At 25.0% G+C, this 15,275-nt stretch carries 22 protein-coding genes; 3 read left to right on the top strand and 19 right to left on the bottom strand.

The genetic code is table 11. The annotated features are described in order from the left end of the window. Nucleotides 1-97: 97 nt before the first annotated feature. Nucleotides 98-1,198, bottom strand: a complete 1,101-nt coding sequence (locus tag C4N20_RS12345) for a hypothetical protein (RefSeq protein ID WP_005976806.1) — start codon at nt 1,196-1,198, stop codon at nt 98-100. Between the two features lie 289 nt (nt 1,199-1,487). Next, the gene (locus C4N20_RS16525; protein ID WP_167537210.1) at nt 1,488-1,655 is read right to left on the bottom strand and encodes a hypothetical protein; all 168 of its coding nucleotides are present in this window, start codon (nt 1,653-1,655) and stop codon (nt 1,488-1,490) included. Between the two features lie 351 nt (nt 1,656-2,006). On the opposite strand from C4N20_RS16525, the gene C4N20_RS12340 reads away from it, so the two are divergent. After that, nucleotides 2,007-3,686, top strand: coding sequence for a tetratricopeptide repeat protein (locus C4N20_RS12340; RefSeq protein WP_005976804.1), 1,680 nt, complete (start codon nt 2,007-2,009; stop codon nt 3,684-3,686). A gap of 58 nt (nt 3,687-3,744) precedes the next feature. Here C4N20_RS12340 and C4N20_RS12335 read toward each other — a convergent pair whose 3' ends face one another. The 17 genes from C4N20_RS12335 to C4N20_RS12270 form a co-directional block, all read right to left on the bottom strand. Next, nucleotides 3,745-4,287, bottom strand: coding sequence for a hypothetical protein (locus C4N20_RS12335; protein ID WP_005976803.1), 543 nt, complete (start codon nt 4,285-4,287; stop codon nt 3,745-3,747). A gap of 7 nt (nt 4,288-4,294) precedes the next feature. After that, complete coding sequence (locus tag C4N20_RS16395; RefSeq protein ID WP_145959521.1) at nt 4,295-4,612, bottom strand: hypothetical protein; 318 nt, start codon at nt 4,610-4,612, stop codon at nt 4,295-4,297. Between the two features lie 271 nt (nt 4,613-4,883). Further along, nucleotides 4,884-5,951, bottom strand: coding sequence for a site-specific integrase (locus C4N20_RS12325; RefSeq protein WP_005976801.1), 1,068 nt, complete (start codon nt 5,949-5,951; stop codon nt 4,884-4,886). Further along, nucleotides 5,932-6,132: a hypothetical protein gene (locus C4N20_RS12320; RefSeq protein WP_005976800.1), complete on the bottom strand. Its 201-nt coding sequence runs from the start codon at nt 6,130-6,132 to the stop codon at nt 5,932-5,934. Before C4N20_RS12320 ends, C4N20_RS12325 begins: the two co-directional genes overlap by 20 nt. Nucleotides 6,133-6,134: 2 nt before the next feature. Then, nucleotides 6,135-6,911: a hypothetical protein gene (locus C4N20_RS12315; RefSeq protein ID WP_005976799.1), complete on the bottom strand. Its 777-nt coding sequence runs from the start codon at nt 6,909-6,911 to the stop codon at nt 6,135-6,137. Then, nucleotides 6,904-7,080 (bottom strand): hypothetical protein, encoded by a 177-nt coding sequence (locus tag C4N20_RS16520; RefSeq protein WP_005976798.1) that lies wholly within the window; start codon nt 7,078-7,080, stop codon nt 6,904-6,906. The genes C4N20_RS12315 and C4N20_RS16520 overlap by 8 nt, the downstream gene beginning before the upstream one ends. Nucleotides 7,081-7,171: 91 nt before the next feature. Next, nucleotides 7,172-7,432: a hypothetical protein gene (locus tag C4N20_RS12310; protein ID WP_005976795.1), complete on the bottom strand. Its 261-nt coding sequence runs from the start codon at nt 7,430-7,432 to the stop codon at nt 7,172-7,174. After that, a complete protein-coding gene (locus C4N20_RS12305; RefSeq protein ID WP_005976793.1) occupies nt 7,433-8,443 on the bottom strand; it encodes a hypothetical protein in 1,011 nt (336 codons plus the stop codon). Further along, on the bottom strand, nt 8,440-9,183 hold the full coding sequence (locus C4N20_RS12300) for a ParA family protein (protein ID WP_005976791.1): 744 nt from the start codon (nt 9,181-9,183) through the stop codon (nt 8,440-8,442). The genes C4N20_RS12305 and C4N20_RS12300 overlap by 4 nt, the downstream gene beginning before the upstream one ends. A gap of 15 nt (nt 9,184-9,198) precedes the next feature. Beyond that, nucleotides 9,199-9,714, bottom strand: a complete 516-nt coding sequence (locus tag C4N20_RS12295; RefSeq protein ID WP_005976789.1) for a hypothetical protein — start codon at nt 9,712-9,714, stop codon at nt 9,199-9,201. Between the two features lie 13 nt (nt 9,715-9,727). Continuing rightward, on the bottom strand, nt 9,728-10,537 hold the full coding sequence (locus C4N20_RS12290; protein WP_005976787.1) for an ATP-binding protein: 810 nt from the start codon (nt 10,535-10,537) through the stop codon (nt 9,728-9,730). Nucleotides 10,538-10,550: 13 nt separating this feature from the next. Continuing rightward, on the bottom strand, nt 10,551-11,483 hold the full coding sequence (locus C4N20_RS12285) for a phage replisome organizer N-terminal domain-containing protein (protein ID WP_005976785.1): 933 nt from the start codon (nt 11,481-11,483) through the stop codon (nt 10,551-10,553). A gap of 207 nt (nt 11,484-11,690) precedes the next feature. Continuing rightward, entirely contained in the window at nt 11,691-11,858 is a 168-nt protein-coding gene (locus C4N20_RS16515) for a hypothetical protein (RefSeq protein WP_167537209.1), read from the bottom strand. Continuing rightward, nucleotides 11,851-12,318, bottom strand: a complete 468-nt coding sequence (locus C4N20_RS12280; protein WP_005976781.1) for a hypothetical protein — start codon at nt 12,316-12,318, stop codon at nt 11,851-11,853. Before C4N20_RS12280 ends, C4N20_RS16515 begins: the two co-directional genes overlap by 8 nt. Nucleotides 12,319-12,552: 234 nt before the next feature. Then, on the bottom strand, nt 12,553-12,966 hold the full coding sequence (locus C4N20_RS12275) for a hypothetical protein (RefSeq protein WP_005976777.1): 414 nt from the start codon (nt 12,964-12,966) through the stop codon (nt 12,553-12,555). Nucleotides 12,967-13,078: 112 nt separating this feature from the next. Further along, nucleotides 13,079-13,243, bottom strand: coding sequence for a hypothetical protein (locus C4N20_RS16510; RefSeq protein ID WP_005976775.1), 165 nt, complete (start codon nt 13,241-13,243; stop codon nt 13,079-13,081). Nucleotides 13,244-13,273: 30 nt separating this feature from the next. Next, a complete protein-coding gene (locus C4N20_RS12270; RefSeq protein ID WP_005976773.1) occupies nt 13,274-13,486 on the bottom strand; it encodes a hypothetical protein in 213 nt (70 codons plus the stop codon). A gap of 159 nt (nt 13,487-13,645) precedes the next feature. On the opposite strand from C4N20_RS12270, the gene C4N20_RS12265 reads away from it, so the two are divergent. Further along, entirely contained in the window at nt 13,646-14,035 is a 390-nt protein-coding gene (locus C4N20_RS12265) for a helix-turn-helix domain-containing protein (protein ID WP_005976771.1), read from the top strand. A gap of 34 nt (nt 14,036-14,069) precedes the next feature. Beyond that, complete coding sequence (locus C4N20_RS12260) at nt 14,070-15,188, top strand: toll/interleukin-1 receptor domain-containing protein (RefSeq protein ID WP_170067064.1); 1,119 nt, start codon at nt 14,070-14,072, stop codon at nt 15,186-15,188. Nucleotides 15,189-15,275: the final 87 nt, after the last annotated feature.

Genomic DNA, 15,275 nt, shown 5'->3' with positions numbered 1-15,275 from the left:
AGTGAATAATCTAAGTATTTTTTAACTAAAAAAATTATTTTTAGAGCTGATTAATTCTAGCCTTAAACTGATTTTAAAGAATACCAGCTATATTAGTTTAACTGGTAAAAAAAATCAGATTTATTAATTCCTGATATTTTTCATAATTTTTTATATCCATATACTTTTTTAACTGTTGTTCATACATTTTTCTATGTCTACTACTTATTTGCTTTTGGCAAATTTCATATAAGAATTTCCAGTCAAATATCCATGAATTTTTCTTTAAATACTCAAATACACCTCTTTCCTCTTTTAGATAGTCTGGTATATTTTTCCCTGCTTTTTTTAGTTTACTTCTCTCTATTCTTTTTGCTTTTTCATTTCTTCTAAAACTATTAAAATCATATATTAATTTATTTTTTATTCTCTCTATCTGTTTTAAAGGTTTTACTTTTAGTTCATAATCAAGTGCTTCAAGAAATACTTGCTTTAAAAAATCATTAGTTAAAAATACTTTAAGGCTGTTGTCTAATTTCATTTTTTCCATTATGTTTCTATAGTAATCTCTTCCAAAGAGTACCTCTATTCTCGTTAATTTTTGTTCAAGAAAAATATCTTGATTTATAAATAATTCAAAACTTTTATCATAAATCTTAATAACTTTTCCAGTATTTTCTTTTCTAGTTTCAGGAAGCTTTGCATTAAAATATATGATTCTATCTCTTTTTATTTGTTCTGGTATATCTGCATCTGTTGCACTATACATGCCAAGAGCTTTTTGGTGATTAGCTCTAATCAAGAGCAACATAACTTCTTGAAGATCTCTATAATCTTTTTCAAATGTTATATTAATTTCAAGTTCTCTTATTTTTGCATCTGCTAGATCTAATTCAATTCCTTTATTTTTAAGATCCAAAACAATTGTTTTCAAGCATTCATAAACTTCTTTAACACTTGAATTATAAATATTATGTTCTGCTTTAATTTTATTAGCATTAAATTCAAGTGTTGAAAAGCTATATACTTCACCAGTAGCCTTTAAATTATTAGAATAGACTAAATGAAAGCCCTTTTCTTTTATCTCGAATCTTTCAATATACTCTTGCTTATTTACTATTTCCTTTTTTTCCAGTTTTTCAAAGTTCAGTATCTTAAAGTTATTTATCATAATTCTATCTATCCCAATTACTTCAAGCCTACTAGAATCTATTATCATATTCACCTCCCTTTTTTAAGTCTTACCAACCCCTATCCCAAAGCTTATCACTTTATCCATTTAAACTTAAAAAAATTGATTATTTTTTATTTTTGAGATTATATAATTCTCTAAATATGATAGATGCAGCCATTCCTATAATGACTCCTGCACTAAAAATAAATATTGTATTAACCATTTCTCACCTCCTGAAAATTTTTAGTCAAATTTTTTACAAAAAATAAAAGGAGTTAAGATCTGCATCACTACAAACCTTAACTCCTCTATGAGTTCTATCGTAAATTTAATTTTATTTAATCTTTATAATAGCTTCTTCTTTACAATGGCTACACCTAACATGGAATTCACTTCCATTACTTACTATTGATGTTTTAGGTGCAAAATGTATCCAACCATTTTTTGAAGTCTCGTATAGAAATTGACCGCATTTTTTACATTTTTTTCTTGTCTCTTCCATTCTTGATTTCTCAATTACGATTGTCATATTTCAATATTAGCATACAAACGATTAAAAATCAACCATATTTTTTATGCTGTTGCCTCCTCATTCCTTGATACAGATATCTTAGCATAAAAAAATATTTTTTGTAATACCTTCTGGTTAAAAAGTGTACTTCAAATAGTACACTTTTTTTATATGATAAATATTTATTTTATAAATTTTTATTTTATAAATTTTTATTTTATAAATTTTTATTTTATAAATTTTTATTTTATAAATTTTTATTTTATAAATTTTTATATTCTTTAGTTTCCTTTAATAATGTTGTATAATAAATAGTAAAATATTTAAATTGGAGGAAAGAAAATGGATGAAAATAATCAAGATACTTTAAAGGAAATAGAAGAGCTAAATGAAAAAATTAGACTAAATCCTAACAATGCTAACTTTTATAATAGTCGTGGTAATTGTAACTACTTTTTAAAAAAATATGAGGAAGCTGTTATAGATTATAACAAAGCTATTGAATTAGATCCTAATAATGCTGTTTATTACAATCTTCGTGGTAATTGTAACCACTTTTTAAAAAAATATAAGGAAGCTATTATAGATTATAACAAAGCTATTGAATTAGATCCTAATAATGCTACTTATTATAATAATCGTGGAAAAACAAAATATTCCTTAGAAGACTATGAAAATGCTATTATAGATTATAACAAAGCTATTGAAGTAAATCCTAATGAAGAAATTTATTATATTTATTGTGGAATATGTAATTATAATTTAAAAAATTATAAAGAAGCTCTTAAAAACTTTGAGAATGCCATACAATTAAATCCTAACAATGCTACTTATTATAATAATCGTGGAAAAATAAAATATTTTTTAGAAGACTATAAAAAAGCTATTAAAGATTATGACAAGGCATTAGAATTAAATCCATATGCTGCCATTACTTATAAAAATCGTGCAGAAAGTAAATATATGCTTGAAAATTATAAAGATGCTTTAATAGATATTAATAAAGCAATAGAATTAAATAATGCTGATGAAACATTTATAGAAATTAAAAAGAAAATTGAAAAAGCTATAACAGAAAATTCAAAACCTGAAATTAAAAAAGTTAATGAAATAATTAATGAAGAAAATAATCCAACTAATTTATACAATGATGGACTTTCATATTATTTAAAAAAAGAATTTGATGATGCTATTAATAATTTTAGTAATTTTATATTTAAAGCTAATGACTTAAATAATAAAACTAATGAAATTATAAAATTATTAAAAATCACTGAAGAATATATAAAATTAGCACAAGAAAAAATTTTAAAAACAGAGGCTTATCTTACATTTGCGGATATTTTAGGTTGGAAGGGAATTTGGCAAAGAGAAAATCATATTGATGGAAAGAAAAATAATATTCTAAAGTTAATTCAAATAAAAAATAAATTAATAGATATCAAAGACCAATATATTGAAAAAAAAGATATATCAATTGATATAAATCTTATATCTGACACTTTTGTTATTGGTTGCACTAATCTTGAAATCCATAATAAATTATGTGCTGAGCTAATAACTACTTGCTTAAATAAAAAATTACTTATTAGAGGGGCTACTGCTTATGGTGAATACTATTATAGAGATATGGTTTATATTGGACAAGCTGTTGATGAAGCTGCTTCATGGCATGAAAAAGGAGAAGAAATTGGTATTTTTTATACTCCATCTGCAAGACTAAAATTAGAAAATAAAATTAAAGAAAAACTAGAAAATAAAGTTAAAAAAGATTTGAAAGATAAAAATAAAAAAGAATTTTTAGAAGAAATTGGACTTTTTGAAAAGCCAATAATAACAAAAATAGGTGAAATAAATTCATATGTTATTCCATGGTTTAAAGAAGAAGAAAATAAAAATTGTTTCTTTCAAATTATGGAAAAAGAAATTGTTTATCCTGAAATAAGTAAAAAGTATTTTAATACTGAAAAGACAATAAAAAATTATGAAAATCCTCCTAAAAAGGAAAATGACTCAAAATAAAAAAATCATTATAAAAAAGCTGTAGACTATTAAAAACTACAGCTTTTTTTAATTATTATTAGAGTAATTCAATTAAATCACTTATATCTTTTTCTTTTTGAAATTCTAATTTCATCTTTAAAATATCAATTAATTGTTGTGATTCTTCTTGATTTAATTCAATAATTTTTAATTCCTTATTTATATCTTTCAAATCATCAATTAATAGAATAGATTTATTTCCTTCTTGCATTTTTGTCAGTACAAATATTCCAAGATTCTTGGTTTTTATATAGAAAGATAAATTTGAGGAATATACTGATTTATCTTTTATTTCATATAATTCTTCTTCAGCTAAATTTTGAGCAAAATTTCCTATAACTGATGTTAAAGCTCGAAAAGTAGCATTATAATTCTTTAATTCTTTATATTTTTCTAATTCAATCGAACTTTTTAATACTTTTATTTTTTCTTTTTCTCTCATTTTGCTTTTTATAATATTATTTAATTTATATCCTAAATCTATATTTTGTAATTCTAAACTATCATATTTATATATTCCACCAGATATTGTACTAATTTTTTCTATTAAAAGTTTAATTTTTGATTTTTTTTCTTCCATGATATAATTACTCCTTTTCATATTTTTCCAGAATTTCTAATACCCCATATAAAGTATTTTTATTTTCTTCACTTAACTCCAAATTTCTTTTTTGACAATTACTTTTAAATTTATTATATCCTTTTATTTTTTTCAATTTAAATTCATGATCTTCTATTGAAATTAAAATATCGTATATTTGTTCACAAATTTCAATTTCACTTTTTTCTGCCAATTCATTTCTTGTCTTAAAATCTATTGCACCCCTACATTTTTGAGCAAAAGTTTTAAAATTTATTTCTTTTAAATTATTTTTAATTTTTTCAAATCTAACTGCTTTTTTCATCTCATTTACTTCTCTTCTATTAAGAAAAGTAAACCAAGCTACTATTAAAGACAATATTGTACTCAAGATAGTAAGAATAGTTGACAAAACTGTTATAAACGCATTATCTCTAATTGGTATTGTCCATTTATAAGCAATTAAACTTGCTAAACTAAAAATTGTTAATGTAATAATAAAAAATCCCATTATTTCTCCCTAGAATATACTTTAATATTATTATTATATTAAAGTATTAAAAAAAATGCAATATAATTTAAATTTTAATAACTACTTATTTTTTATTCAATAGATTCCTCAATTCTGTATTAGCTTTTTTATATAAATGTGTATAAGTTTCAAGTGTTGTTTGTACTTCTTCATGTCCTAATCTTAATGCAATAGTAATTATATCTATTCCATTGTTAAAAAGAAAGGATGCATGAGAATGCCTCAAATCATGAAGTCTTATTTTTTTTACTCCTGCTTTTACAGCATATTCTTTCATATCATTTTCAAAAGTATGTTTTGTATAAGGAAAAAGTCTATCTGTCTTTTTAGGTTTATAAAGTCTTTTCAAATATTTTTCTATTATTTCTAATAATTCATCTGAAATATCAACAGTTCTTTTTCCTTTTTCAGTTTTGGGAGCAGTTATCACATCCCTACTCCCTAACCTTTGGTAACTTTTATTGACAACTATAGCTTTATTTTCAAAATCAATATCTTTTATGCTCAATGCCAATAATTCTCCTATTCTCAATCCTGTCCAAAACAATATCTGAAATGCTGTATAACTTGGTATTTTATGTTCTATTAAAGCTACAAATTTTTCAAATTCTTCTGGTGTCCAAATATTTTTTTCCTCAGCTCTTTTTTTACCAATTGTCCCAGCTCGATGACAGGGATTTTCTCTCATACTATGAAATCTAACTGCATAATTAAATATAGCTGTCAGCTGATTACATATTGTTCTTATATAAGTCTGTGAATATGGATTATTATGTCTAGTAACTCCATTTAATAAAGTATTCTGCCATGCTCTCACACGAACAGCAGTTATACTTTCAAGAGTCATATCTTTAAAAAAAGGAAGTATCTTTTTTTCTATAATTTTCTTTTTAGTTAAAAGAGTATGTTCTCTTAATCTAGGTTGCATATCCTCAATATATAAATCATAAAGACTCTGAAAGGTCATTCCTAAATTAAAGGTTGATTTTAAAAGAAATTCTCTTTCATACTCTTGTGCATCTTTTTTTGTTTTAAAACCTCTTTTAGTGGTTTGGGATCTTTCACCTTTATAATTTGTATAATAAAATACAGCCTTCCAAGTTTTTGTTTTATCATCTTTGAATGCTGGCATCCATTCTTCCTCCTTCATCCAATCTATATCTTTCTAAAAAATATTTTTTATTTATTCTTCCTCTTATAGTTTCATATCCTTTTTCTTCTAATTCTGAATTTAATTTTCTAATAACTTTATATGCAATTTTCTTTCCTACTTGTAATGTTTCAGCTACTTCTTCAGCTTTAAGAAAGTCCATATTTATTCCTCCCTAATTCTTTTGTATATTTCATTAAATTTTTTCTTATAAACTTTGCCTTTTAAAACTATTGCCTCTTCTTCCTGCATCTCTGAATTTGCAATTTTTATAAATCTATATGCTGTACCTAATTTTAAATTATACATTTCAGCAATCTCATCAGCTGAAACATAATCATTCAGATCTATTTTTTCTAAATTTTTCAAGTATTTATCTAAAATTTTATTAATAGAAAAATCCTTAAATTTATAGTCAGTATGATTAAACATACCTATGTATTCTTCAAGTTTTATATTAAGCATATAAAGAGCTAAAAACATAACTTCATGATGTATTTTTAATGTTCCTGCTTCATACTTTCTACCTGCTATTTCAGATTTATCTATCCTCTCATAAAATTCACTTCTTTTTAATCCTGAATTTATTCTAAGAGTTTTTAATATATTTCCTAATATTTTGTCCTTAATTAAATCTTGATCTTTATTTTCAATTGTACCTTTTAGATATTTTTCTTTAAATACTCTTATGAAGCTTTCTTGACTAGCTTCATTTATCAAAATATTTCCTAATTCTTTATCAGAAAATAAAATATATTGTGGTCTACCTGTTCTTTTTACTCCAAGAGTAAAATTATTTTCTTTATTTTTTATGCTATATAGACTTAAGATTATTCCATAACTGGATACTGTATTATTTTTCCTTAATCCCAACTTTTCTACTTTCTCATAAAATTTATATTTTATATTGTTTTTCTCAAAAAAATATAATATTTTATCCATTTTTTCTCCAGTTATTCTTTTTATATTTTTCGCAACTTCCGAAAACAGAAACTTCTTTTTTATATTTTTCTGATAATTTATTTAAGTATATTAATGTATCATCACATCCTAATCCAATTATATTACAATAACAGCAGCTATCACATGTATTCACTATTTTATAACTCATTTGCCACCTCTATGAGTTCATACATAGTATCAACTGGTCTTTTAGAAAAGATACCAGCATAAACATCTATTTGAATAAATATTTTTTTCATTTAGGCTGCCTCCCTCACTATGTTTAATAATGCTTTTACTTCTTTCAGTGTAAGATTAACATATTTCTGTCCTTCATAAACCATTTCATAAGGAGCAAAATAACTTGATTTTAATGTCTCCCCACTCATTATTGTAACTTTTTTCCCCTTTATCTCGAAAATATATAAATAAGTGAATTTAAATTTTTGTTTTTTAGTATTATAACTTAGTATAAAATCGGATGATTGATATCCTGCAATATTTTCTATACGTTTTTTCATTTAATTCTCCTCATCTTTTAAAACTTTCATCTTTTTACTTTTTGCATAAGCATCAAGTGCTATTTGAGCATTTTCAATCGAATCTGTCCAATCAAGAGATTTTACAGCATGACATCTATAATCACTTTTATAGTCTTTATAGTTTTTAGCATAAAAAGCTTTAAAAACTTCCCCACCTATCCCTGATCTAACATAAAATATCCAGCCTCTATCATCAATGTAGATTTTTTTTTCTTTTTCTAATTGATCCGTTTCATTTTTTTTAGAAAGATTGTACTCAACTTCTAATTCTTCATCAAAAATTTGTAAATTATTTTCATTTTCTTTAGCTTTCTCTCTTTGCTCAATCTCGTCTTGTAATTCTTTTAGAGATTTTATAAGTTCATTTATATTTTGTTTTTCTTTTACTAATTCTGTTAATGATGTAGCTGTAGATATTCTTTTTTTATAAAATTTATATGTCTTAACTATATGATTATTTACTTTTTTCGGAAGTTGCGATTTTGTATCTGTTGGCTTTGCTTCCTCTGATATAATTTCTTCCATATCTTCAACTTTTTTCAATTCAAGTTCTAATACCTTTTCTCTTAATTCTGTATCGAGTTGCTTCCTAGTCAAATACTTTATAGCTGGGATAGATAGCCCTGATATGTAAAGAGCCTTATCAGGAGCTAGCATATAAAGCTCATACCTTTTAAGAAATTCAGATACTTTATCTTTATTAAGTCCAGCACATTTATACCACTCTGCAAATGTTCCTGACTCTTCATCTGTATCTTTAGTCCTAAATACAGTTTTTATTTCATATAAAGACTTACAGATGTTATATAATGATTCTGAATAATTTTTGGCATTACTAAATATAATTTGTTCTCTCTTACTAACATACTCTTGATCTGCTTTAGCAATTCCATATTTTTCAAAGTCAAATGAGCTTTTATATTCATTTTCTCGTTTTTTTTCTTCCATAGCTTCTTTTATTCCAGCAAAAGCGTCTAATTCTGTATTCATTTCAATACCTCCACTATTTTAATAAATATGTCTCTAAAAGTTTGTGATGTATTTTTAGAAATATCAAATAATGTTTTTCCTTCTTCAATCAATCTTGATATTACAGCTGATTGACTAATAGGACATGATATATAGATGCTTTCATTTTCAAAAGCTTGAACCAATTTGCTATAATATTCCTTTTCTAATTTACATCTTGTTGCTCTATTAGGTACTATTGCCTTAACTTTTTCAAGTTCAGTATTCTTCAACATATTTGCTATACTCCTAGTTGTAACATCATCTAAAAACGTAGGTATTACAATCTGATCAGCAACTTGTAAAAATACATCATCAAGATTCAAAACAGGAGTTGCATCAATAAAAATATAATCAAATCTTTCTCTAAGACTTTCAATAAAAATTTTAAAGTTTTCTGCTTCATCAGAATTAATATTTATTGCAGTAAGAGGTATATAATAAAGATTTTCTCTAAGTTTTTCTACATCTCCTTCACCTGTTTTTATCCATTGTTCTAGCCCTTTGCTAAAAGATTTTTTTATTCCTGCAAAATGTGGAATATTATTTTGATTGTCTGATGTAATAATAATAACTCTTTTACCAAATAATTTAGCCAGAGCATGTGCTAATTGTAATGTTATCCAGCTCTTGCCTACTCCACCTTTATTGGCTTTTACTAAAATCACCTTTCCCACAATTGCAATAGTTTTATCTATAAGTGTTATTTTTGGCTTTGTCATCTTTCCTCCCATATTTTAAGATTTATTTTCTAATTTTAATTTTTTTCTATATGCTTCATCATTTAACCAAGCGTTGCCCCAATAAGCTTTTAAAAAATTTTTATCATTTTTTACATAATTTCCATCTGTAACTGGAATAGGAGGTTTTACTTGAGTGTGGAGATATTTTACTAAAGTTCCCCTTAATATTGAAAAAATATTATTTTTGTGAAAATTATAGTCATCTTCAATTGCAATATAAATACTTCTTTTTATAACAAATACCACTTTTAACTTTGAGCAGCCTTTTTCTTTATATGTATCTATTCCAAAGCTATAAGCTATATAATTTAACAGTTCTTCCTCATATTCATTTTTAACCCTGATAAATAACTTCTCAGTTCTTTCTTCACTTTCAATATCATCAAGCGAATATTTAGCTTTAAAATCTATATATCTTTGATATGCCAATTCTCTTTCTGCCTGTGTTGTTGAACTATCCTCTGATAATGCTCTTAACTTTTTTAATTTTTCTAATTTATTTTCTTTCACTATTTCACCCACCTTATGTTAAAAATTCTTTAAATTTATTTTTGGTTTCTGCTGCTCTCCTACTATCTCCTACAACTGCAAATGAATAGCACATTTCTGAAATACGATCTGATATTCTAGGATTAAATCTACTCTCTACAGATAATTTATTTTCTATTTGACTTTCTGTAAGAGAACTATTGTCAAGTTCTAAATTAGTTGTCACTATCATAGGTTTTTCTGCCCTATACCTTGTGTCTATGAGAGTAAACAGTTTATCTTGCATCCAATCAGTTACAGCCTCAACTCCTATATCATCTATTATTAACAAGTCACAATTTTGGACATAATCAAGTACATCTCTTTCTGCTTCAGCCCAATCTCTTCTAATTTTATTAAGATATAATCCAAAGTTCATAACTAAAACTGTTTTTCCTCTTGCCATAAGTTCATTTGCTATGCAAGCACTTGCAAAAGTTTTTCCTGTTCCTACTCTTCCATGAAGAAATAAGCCTAAAGTAGTTCCTTTTTCTATAAATTTTTCAGTATATTTTTTTGCCATTTTCATTACAGGAATAGACATATCTGCCTTTTCAAATGTACTATTTAAAAACTTCAAATCCATAATAGAAATATCTTTATATTTTTTTATTCTATTTCTATTACACTCTGCTTGTATTTTAAGTTCTGCTTCTTTCAGTTCTTTTTCTTTCAATTTTTCTAAACATTCACAGTCAGGAATATATCTAATATTATCTTTAAAATATTCAGGCAGCTCTTTTGGAATAAATGGATTTTCTTTGTATTCTTTACCACAGTATTTGCATACTGGTTTATCTGCCATGTTACCTCCTGCTTTAATCTAATAAATCTAGTATCTCATCATTTTCATTTTCATGTTGTAAGTCATTTATCCCTGCTGATGTTTTAGTTTTTTTAGTAGTTTTATATGCTCCTGCTATTATTCTATTTATCTGTTCTGAGGTCGTAAAAGTATTCAAATTGGGCTTTCTTTTAACCTTGCCTTGTAAGTACTCAGATGAATGTATTTGCCAAAGAATTTCATCTATATTTTTTTGATAAAGGCTTGGTTTAAATACCAAACTTAATTGATGCTTATTTGTATTAGTAGATTCCATTATAATTTCCATTAACTTTTTTAATTTATCTGTATGTTCTATTTGAGAGAGAGAAATAAAAAATTTCTCTTTCTCTCTCTCTTCCTCTTTCTCTTTCTCTCTCTCTTTCTCTCTCTCTGTGTTACTGTTTGTTACTTTAGTGTTACATTGTAACAACCCACTTGAAACCTTTATTTTTTCTAGGTTTTCATTATTAATAAAAATCTCTTCTGTTTCATTTTTGTTACCTATTATAGTTTTATTGTTACAACTTGTTTCACCACTGTTACTTTGTAACACCTTTTGTTTTTCTCTATGTTTTCTTACTCTTTCAGCTGATGCACTTTCTTTTCCAATACTTCCAATTACTTCAGGAAGTATATATTCATCTGGTATTTCTCCAAATTCTAATAATTGATTTTTTTGAAGATACATAACTGTCATTTGAACATCTTCTGGAGTTTCATCTATCTCTAGTGCTATTTCATCAATAAAATTTTCCTCTACACCTTCAAAATAAAGTCTTCCCTCATCTTTAAGTGATAAAAGCTGCATTTTTAAATAAATTAAAGTGTATACAGCTCCTCCAGATGTCATTTTTCTTAATTTTTTTATAGGTTTCTGTTGAAAAAAATCATCTTTTAGCTTTAACCAAACATATTTTTTAGCCATTATTTGCCCCTTTCTCTTTCTCTAAAACCTCAACTATGTATGCTTTATTTCCATATTTTTTTATTAATTTATCTAACTCTTTATAACTTATAGTCATATTTTCCCTCCATTATTGAATTTCAGTGAAAAATATGATAAAATAAATTGAAGATATGAAACGGACATTTCAAAAGCTTCAATTCTGAGGTTATTCCAGTAACCTCTTTTTTATTTATCAACATTTTGATTCACTATCTTTTCTATTTCAACTTTTGTTGTAAGAGTTTGAACACTACTTCCACAGATGCTGCATTTATAATATCTAATTCTTCTTCCTTTTTTTAGCTTACTGCAATATGCTCTCATTTTATTGGAACATTCAGGACATTTAACCATTTTTAGCCATTCTTTCAAGAATAATTCTTGCTTCTATTTCAGAATTTTTATTTTTCAATTCTTCTCTGCAATCTTCTGTGTAGTTTATTAAGTAACATCTTGTATTATCATCTATTTTTTCGTATTCAAGTTCTTGTTTTAGCACATCATCTATGCTTTTATTGAATTGATCTATGAATTTTTTTTGTTTTTCTAAAAGATTCTTAGTCATATTTTTTAAAGTAATTTCCATATCACATATAGAATCATCACAATTTTTTATTATTATTTCAAGATCCTTTATAAAACTCTTTTGCATTTCTTTATTCCAGTTAATAATATTATGTAATTTTTCTCTTCTTCCATCATCAAGCTCATCTATAACCTCTACATTTCTAAGAGCTTCTCCTATTGTCATCACGTGAACTTGTAAGTCCATGCTTCTTTCTAATTCTTGCGATGGTATGCTACAATTTTTCATTTTTACCTCCTATTTCTACAAAATTAACTGTTGTCCTATCAGTTCTGATTTTTTTAGAGCAAGCTCCTATTATCTCTGCATGCTCTACACAAAAATGATACATAGCATTTCAAATGCACATTCTCCACAACTGCCTTCTGTTACACATTTATATTTTTTCCCATTTATCTCTATAATTTCCCCTATCCTTCTTTCCATTAATCCTCCATTTGAATTTTTTTGATTATTTATTACCTAAAAGAAATTATTTATAAATAAGAAAATATTTATAACTGATAATAATAAAAAGAATATATCAAATATTTTCCCCCATTTTTTTTCTTGGGTATTATTTTCTTTTAAATAAAAGTATTTCTGTAAATCTTTTGATATAGGGATGTTTTTATTTGCCATAATCTCCATTAAAATAAAAATTCCTATAGCTCCATATTTTAATTTTATAATTTCTGGATTAACATTATTTAAAATGTCATGAAAAATTAGTTTATGGAGATTTTTAAAGTATATATTATCATCTTCAAATATTTCTTTTGCTTTCTCTGTCTTAAAAAACTCATTCTCTAACTGAGTTCTTTTATTTTCTTTTTCAGATATAAAATAAGCTTCATTCTTATATTTCCAATTATTTTTATTTCTCACATCATTCACTTTATATTTCCTTTCTTAATCTTTTTTGACTATTGCAGTTGTTAGTCTCAACTTCGCCTATATATTTTTTACCCCCATATTAATAAATACAAATTAAGAAAAAAATGCTATTTTACATATAGTGAGATAAAATTTTTTCAATTTCTTTCAAAGTTTTTAAATCATTATTTTCTAATTTTCTATAAAGAGTTCTTCTTGAAACTTTTAGTTCATTAGCTAACCACCCCATAGTTTTATTGAGATCTAAAAGTTTTTTTCTTATTTCGACCTTATTCATAAACTCCCTCCCATTTTGATTGATAAATATTTATTTACTATTTAAAATAAACGAAATTTCTAAAACTCTAAGTAAGGAAAAAAGTTTCTTCGTTGTAATACTTTTCCCCTGTTTTAAATTCTTTAAAGTCAAATTAATATCAGCTCTATTTACTTCTAATTTTCTGGCAATATGAGCTTGGCTAATTCCCTTACTAGACATAATTTTTTCAATCATAAAATATAACTCTCTATTTTCTTCCATGCATTCTCCTATTTTTTTGATAAATAAATATTTAACTTAACACATTTATATCATTTTTTCGCATTTGCGTCAAGTGATTATTTAGCAAAAACTAAAAAATTGTTTAATAACTGCTTAACAAACTAATTAAAATTTAATATAATCAATATAGGAGGGACTATGAAATATTATAACTTTATACGAGACAAAAGAAATACTTTAGGTTATTCAACTAGAGAATTAGGTAAAAAAGTAGGTGTATCAGGTTCTTATATTTCAATGATTGAGAATGATAAAATAACAAATCCTCCATCAGAAGAAGTATTGAGAAAATTATGCACAGAATTAAATTTTTCAGAAGAAGAAATTAAAAAATTTTATGAATTGTTAGATGAAAAATTATTACCTGAAAGAGTTCTAAGACAAATAAAAGAATTAAAAAAAGAAATTATTAATCATAAAAGAAAAATTTCTCCCCTTGAATATGAATTGCATAAAGAATTTGAAGGATTGAATGAAGAACAAAAAGAAAAAGTTTTAAAATTTATAAAAGAATTTATAAAAAAATAGAAGTTTTATATTTTTAATGAGGTGTTTAAAAAAAATGAATAAAAAAATTTTTTTATCATATTGTCAAAAAAATAAAGAAGAAGCTAATAGTGTAGATATTGCATTTAAAGAAAAAGGAATTATCCCAACAAGAGATGAAAGAGATTTGAAATACAAACAATCACTTGAAGAATTCATGAAACAAATAAGAGAACATGATTTTGCATTATTATTAATCAGCCATGATTATTTATTGTCAGAAAACTGTATGTATGAATTACTTCAAGTTTTAAAAGAAAAAGAATACCAAAAAAAAATATTACCTCTTATCTTAATTGATAACTTTTTTGACTCTACTTTAAAAATAAGTTATATTAAAAAATGGGTGGAGAAAATAAATCAATTAGAGCAAGAAATTAAAAATATGGTAGAAAATGGTATGAGTGCACATATATCAGAAGAAAGTAAAAAATTAAAAAAATATAAAAGTATAGAAAATGAAATAGGAGAAATAATTACTAATTTACAAAAATGTAAAATGATTACTTTTATTGAAGGAGAAAAATGTAATTTTGAAACTATTTTTGCAGAAATTGGGTTAAATACAGAAAAGAATATTCTACAAAACGGCAGGGAAGAACTACAAAAAACATCTGATTTATTTAGTGAAAACAAACTAAAAACTAATATAGGTATGCCAAAAGTGGATATTTCTTTTAGAGCTAGAAACCCAGTAAAAGTAGTCAAAGAAAAAGAAGAAATTAAAAAGAAAGGCACAGAATTTGGAAATGAAAGAGAAAAATTTAAAAAAGGTATTGTTGATGATGGTGTTGTGGGTTATATAGAAGAATTAATAAATAGAAATATACTATGTAAATTTATTATTAAATATGGTGATGATTATTTGAAAAATATATCACTAGCTATTATCAAGTTAGAAAAAGATATACAAAAAAAAGTAATGATAAATGTTTTAAATAATCATGAAAGTGCTACTGGATATAATGGTTGGAGTAATTATGACTTTTTTGGAACATTTAGTATAAATATTTATGAAAGTTCTAACGATGCTGAGATAAAAGAGTTATCTTATCAAATTATAAAAAACTGTGCAAGGTATAGACAGCAATTTGAATATACCTTAGAATGTTTAGAGGCGGATAAATATCTGTAAGCAGGGTTGTCCTTACTTTTTTTCAATTGCTGATAATCTTTCTTTAATTTCTTTTATACCAGTCAAAAATGTTTTGCATTTTCTATA

The sequence above is a fragment of the Fusobacterium ulcerans genome, assembly GCF_003019675.1.
GTDB lineage: Bacteria > Fusobacteriota > Fusobacteriia > Fusobacteriales > Fusobacteriaceae > Fusobacterium_A > Fusobacterium_A ulcerans.
Note: the sequence above shows the minus strand (reverse complement) of the source record. Positions and strands in the feature narration are given on the sequence as shown.

Excerpts from the sequence above, each read along its gene's own strand:
- C4N20_RS12300 (WP_005976791.1), bottom strand. The coding sequence starts at position 9,183 with ATGACAAAGCCAAAAATAACACTTATAGATAAAACTATTGCAATTGTG.
- C4N20_RS16515 (WP_167537209.1), bottom strand. The coding sequence starts at position 11,858 with ATGGTTAAATGTCCTGAATGTTCCAATAAAATGAGAGCATATTGCAGT.
- C4N20_RS12325 (WP_005976801.1), bottom strand. The coding sequence starts at position 5,951 with ATGCCAGCATTCAAAGATGATAAAACAAAAACTTGGAAGGCTGTATTT.
- C4N20_RS16525 (WP_167537210.1), bottom strand. The coding sequence starts at position 1,655 with ATGGAAGAGACAAGAAAAAAATGTAAAAAATGCGGTCAATTTCTATAC.
- C4N20_RS12345 (WP_005976806.1), bottom strand. The coding sequence starts at position 1,198 with ATGATAATAGATTCTAGTAGGCTTGAAGTAATTGGGATAGATAGAATT.
- C4N20_RS12315 (WP_005976799.1), bottom strand. The coding sequence starts at position 6,911 with ATGGATAAAATATTATATTTTTTTGAGAAAAACAATATAAAATATAAA.
- C4N20_RS12320 (WP_005976800.1), bottom strand. The coding sequence starts at position 6,132 with ATGGACTTTCTTAAAGCTGAAGAAGTAGCTGAAACATTACAAGTAGGA.
- C4N20_RS12270 (WP_005976773.1), bottom strand. The coding sequence starts at position 13,486 with ATGGAAGAAAATAGAGAGTTATATTTTATGATTGAAAAAATTATGTCT.
- C4N20_RS12310 (WP_005976795.1), bottom strand. The coding sequence starts at position 7,432 with ATGAAAAAACGTATAGAAAATATTGCAGGATATCAATCATCCGATTTT.
- C4N20_RS12305 (WP_005976793.1), bottom strand. The coding sequence starts at position 8,443 with ATGAATACAGAATTAGACGCTTTTGCTGGAATAAAAGAAGCTATGGAA.
- C4N20_RS12290 (WP_005976787.1), bottom strand. The coding sequence starts at position 10,537 with ATGGCAGATAAACCAGTATGCAAATACTGTGGTAAAGAATACAAAGAA.
- C4N20_RS16510 (WP_005976775.1), bottom strand. The coding sequence starts at position 13,243 with ATGAATAAGGTCGAAATAAGAAAAAAACTTTTAGATCTCAATAAAACT.
- C4N20_RS16395 (WP_145959521.1), bottom strand. The coding sequence starts at position 4,612 with ATGAAAAAAGCAGTTAGATTTGAAAAAATTAAAAATAATTTAAAAGAA.
- C4N20_RS12260 (WP_170067064.1), top strand. The coding sequence starts at position 14,070 with ATGAATAAAAAAATTTTTTTATCATATTGTCAAAAAAATAAAGAAGAA.
- C4N20_RS12340 (WP_005976804.1), top strand. The coding sequence starts at position 2,007 with ATGGATGAAAATAATCAAGATACTTTAAAGGAAATAGAAGAGCTAAAT.
- C4N20_RS12265 (WP_005976771.1), top strand. The coding sequence starts at position 13,646 with ATGAAATATTATAACTTTATACGAGACAAAAGAAATACTTTAGGTTAT.
- C4N20_RS12335 (WP_005976803.1), bottom strand. The coding sequence starts at position 4,287 with ATGGAAGAAAAAAAATCAAAAATTAAACTTTTAATAGAAAAAATTAGT.
- C4N20_RS12280 (WP_005976781.1), bottom strand. The coding sequence starts at position 12,318 with ATGAAAAATTGTAGCATACCATCGCAAGAATTAGAAAGAAGCATGGAC.
- C4N20_RS12285 (WP_005976785.1), bottom strand. The coding sequence starts at position 11,483 with ATGGCTAAAAAATATGTTTGGTTAAAGCTAAAAGATGATTTTTTTCAA.
- C4N20_RS16520 (WP_005976798.1), bottom strand. The coding sequence starts at position 7,080 with ATGAGTTATAAAATAGTGAATACATGTGATAGCTGCTGTTATTGTAAT.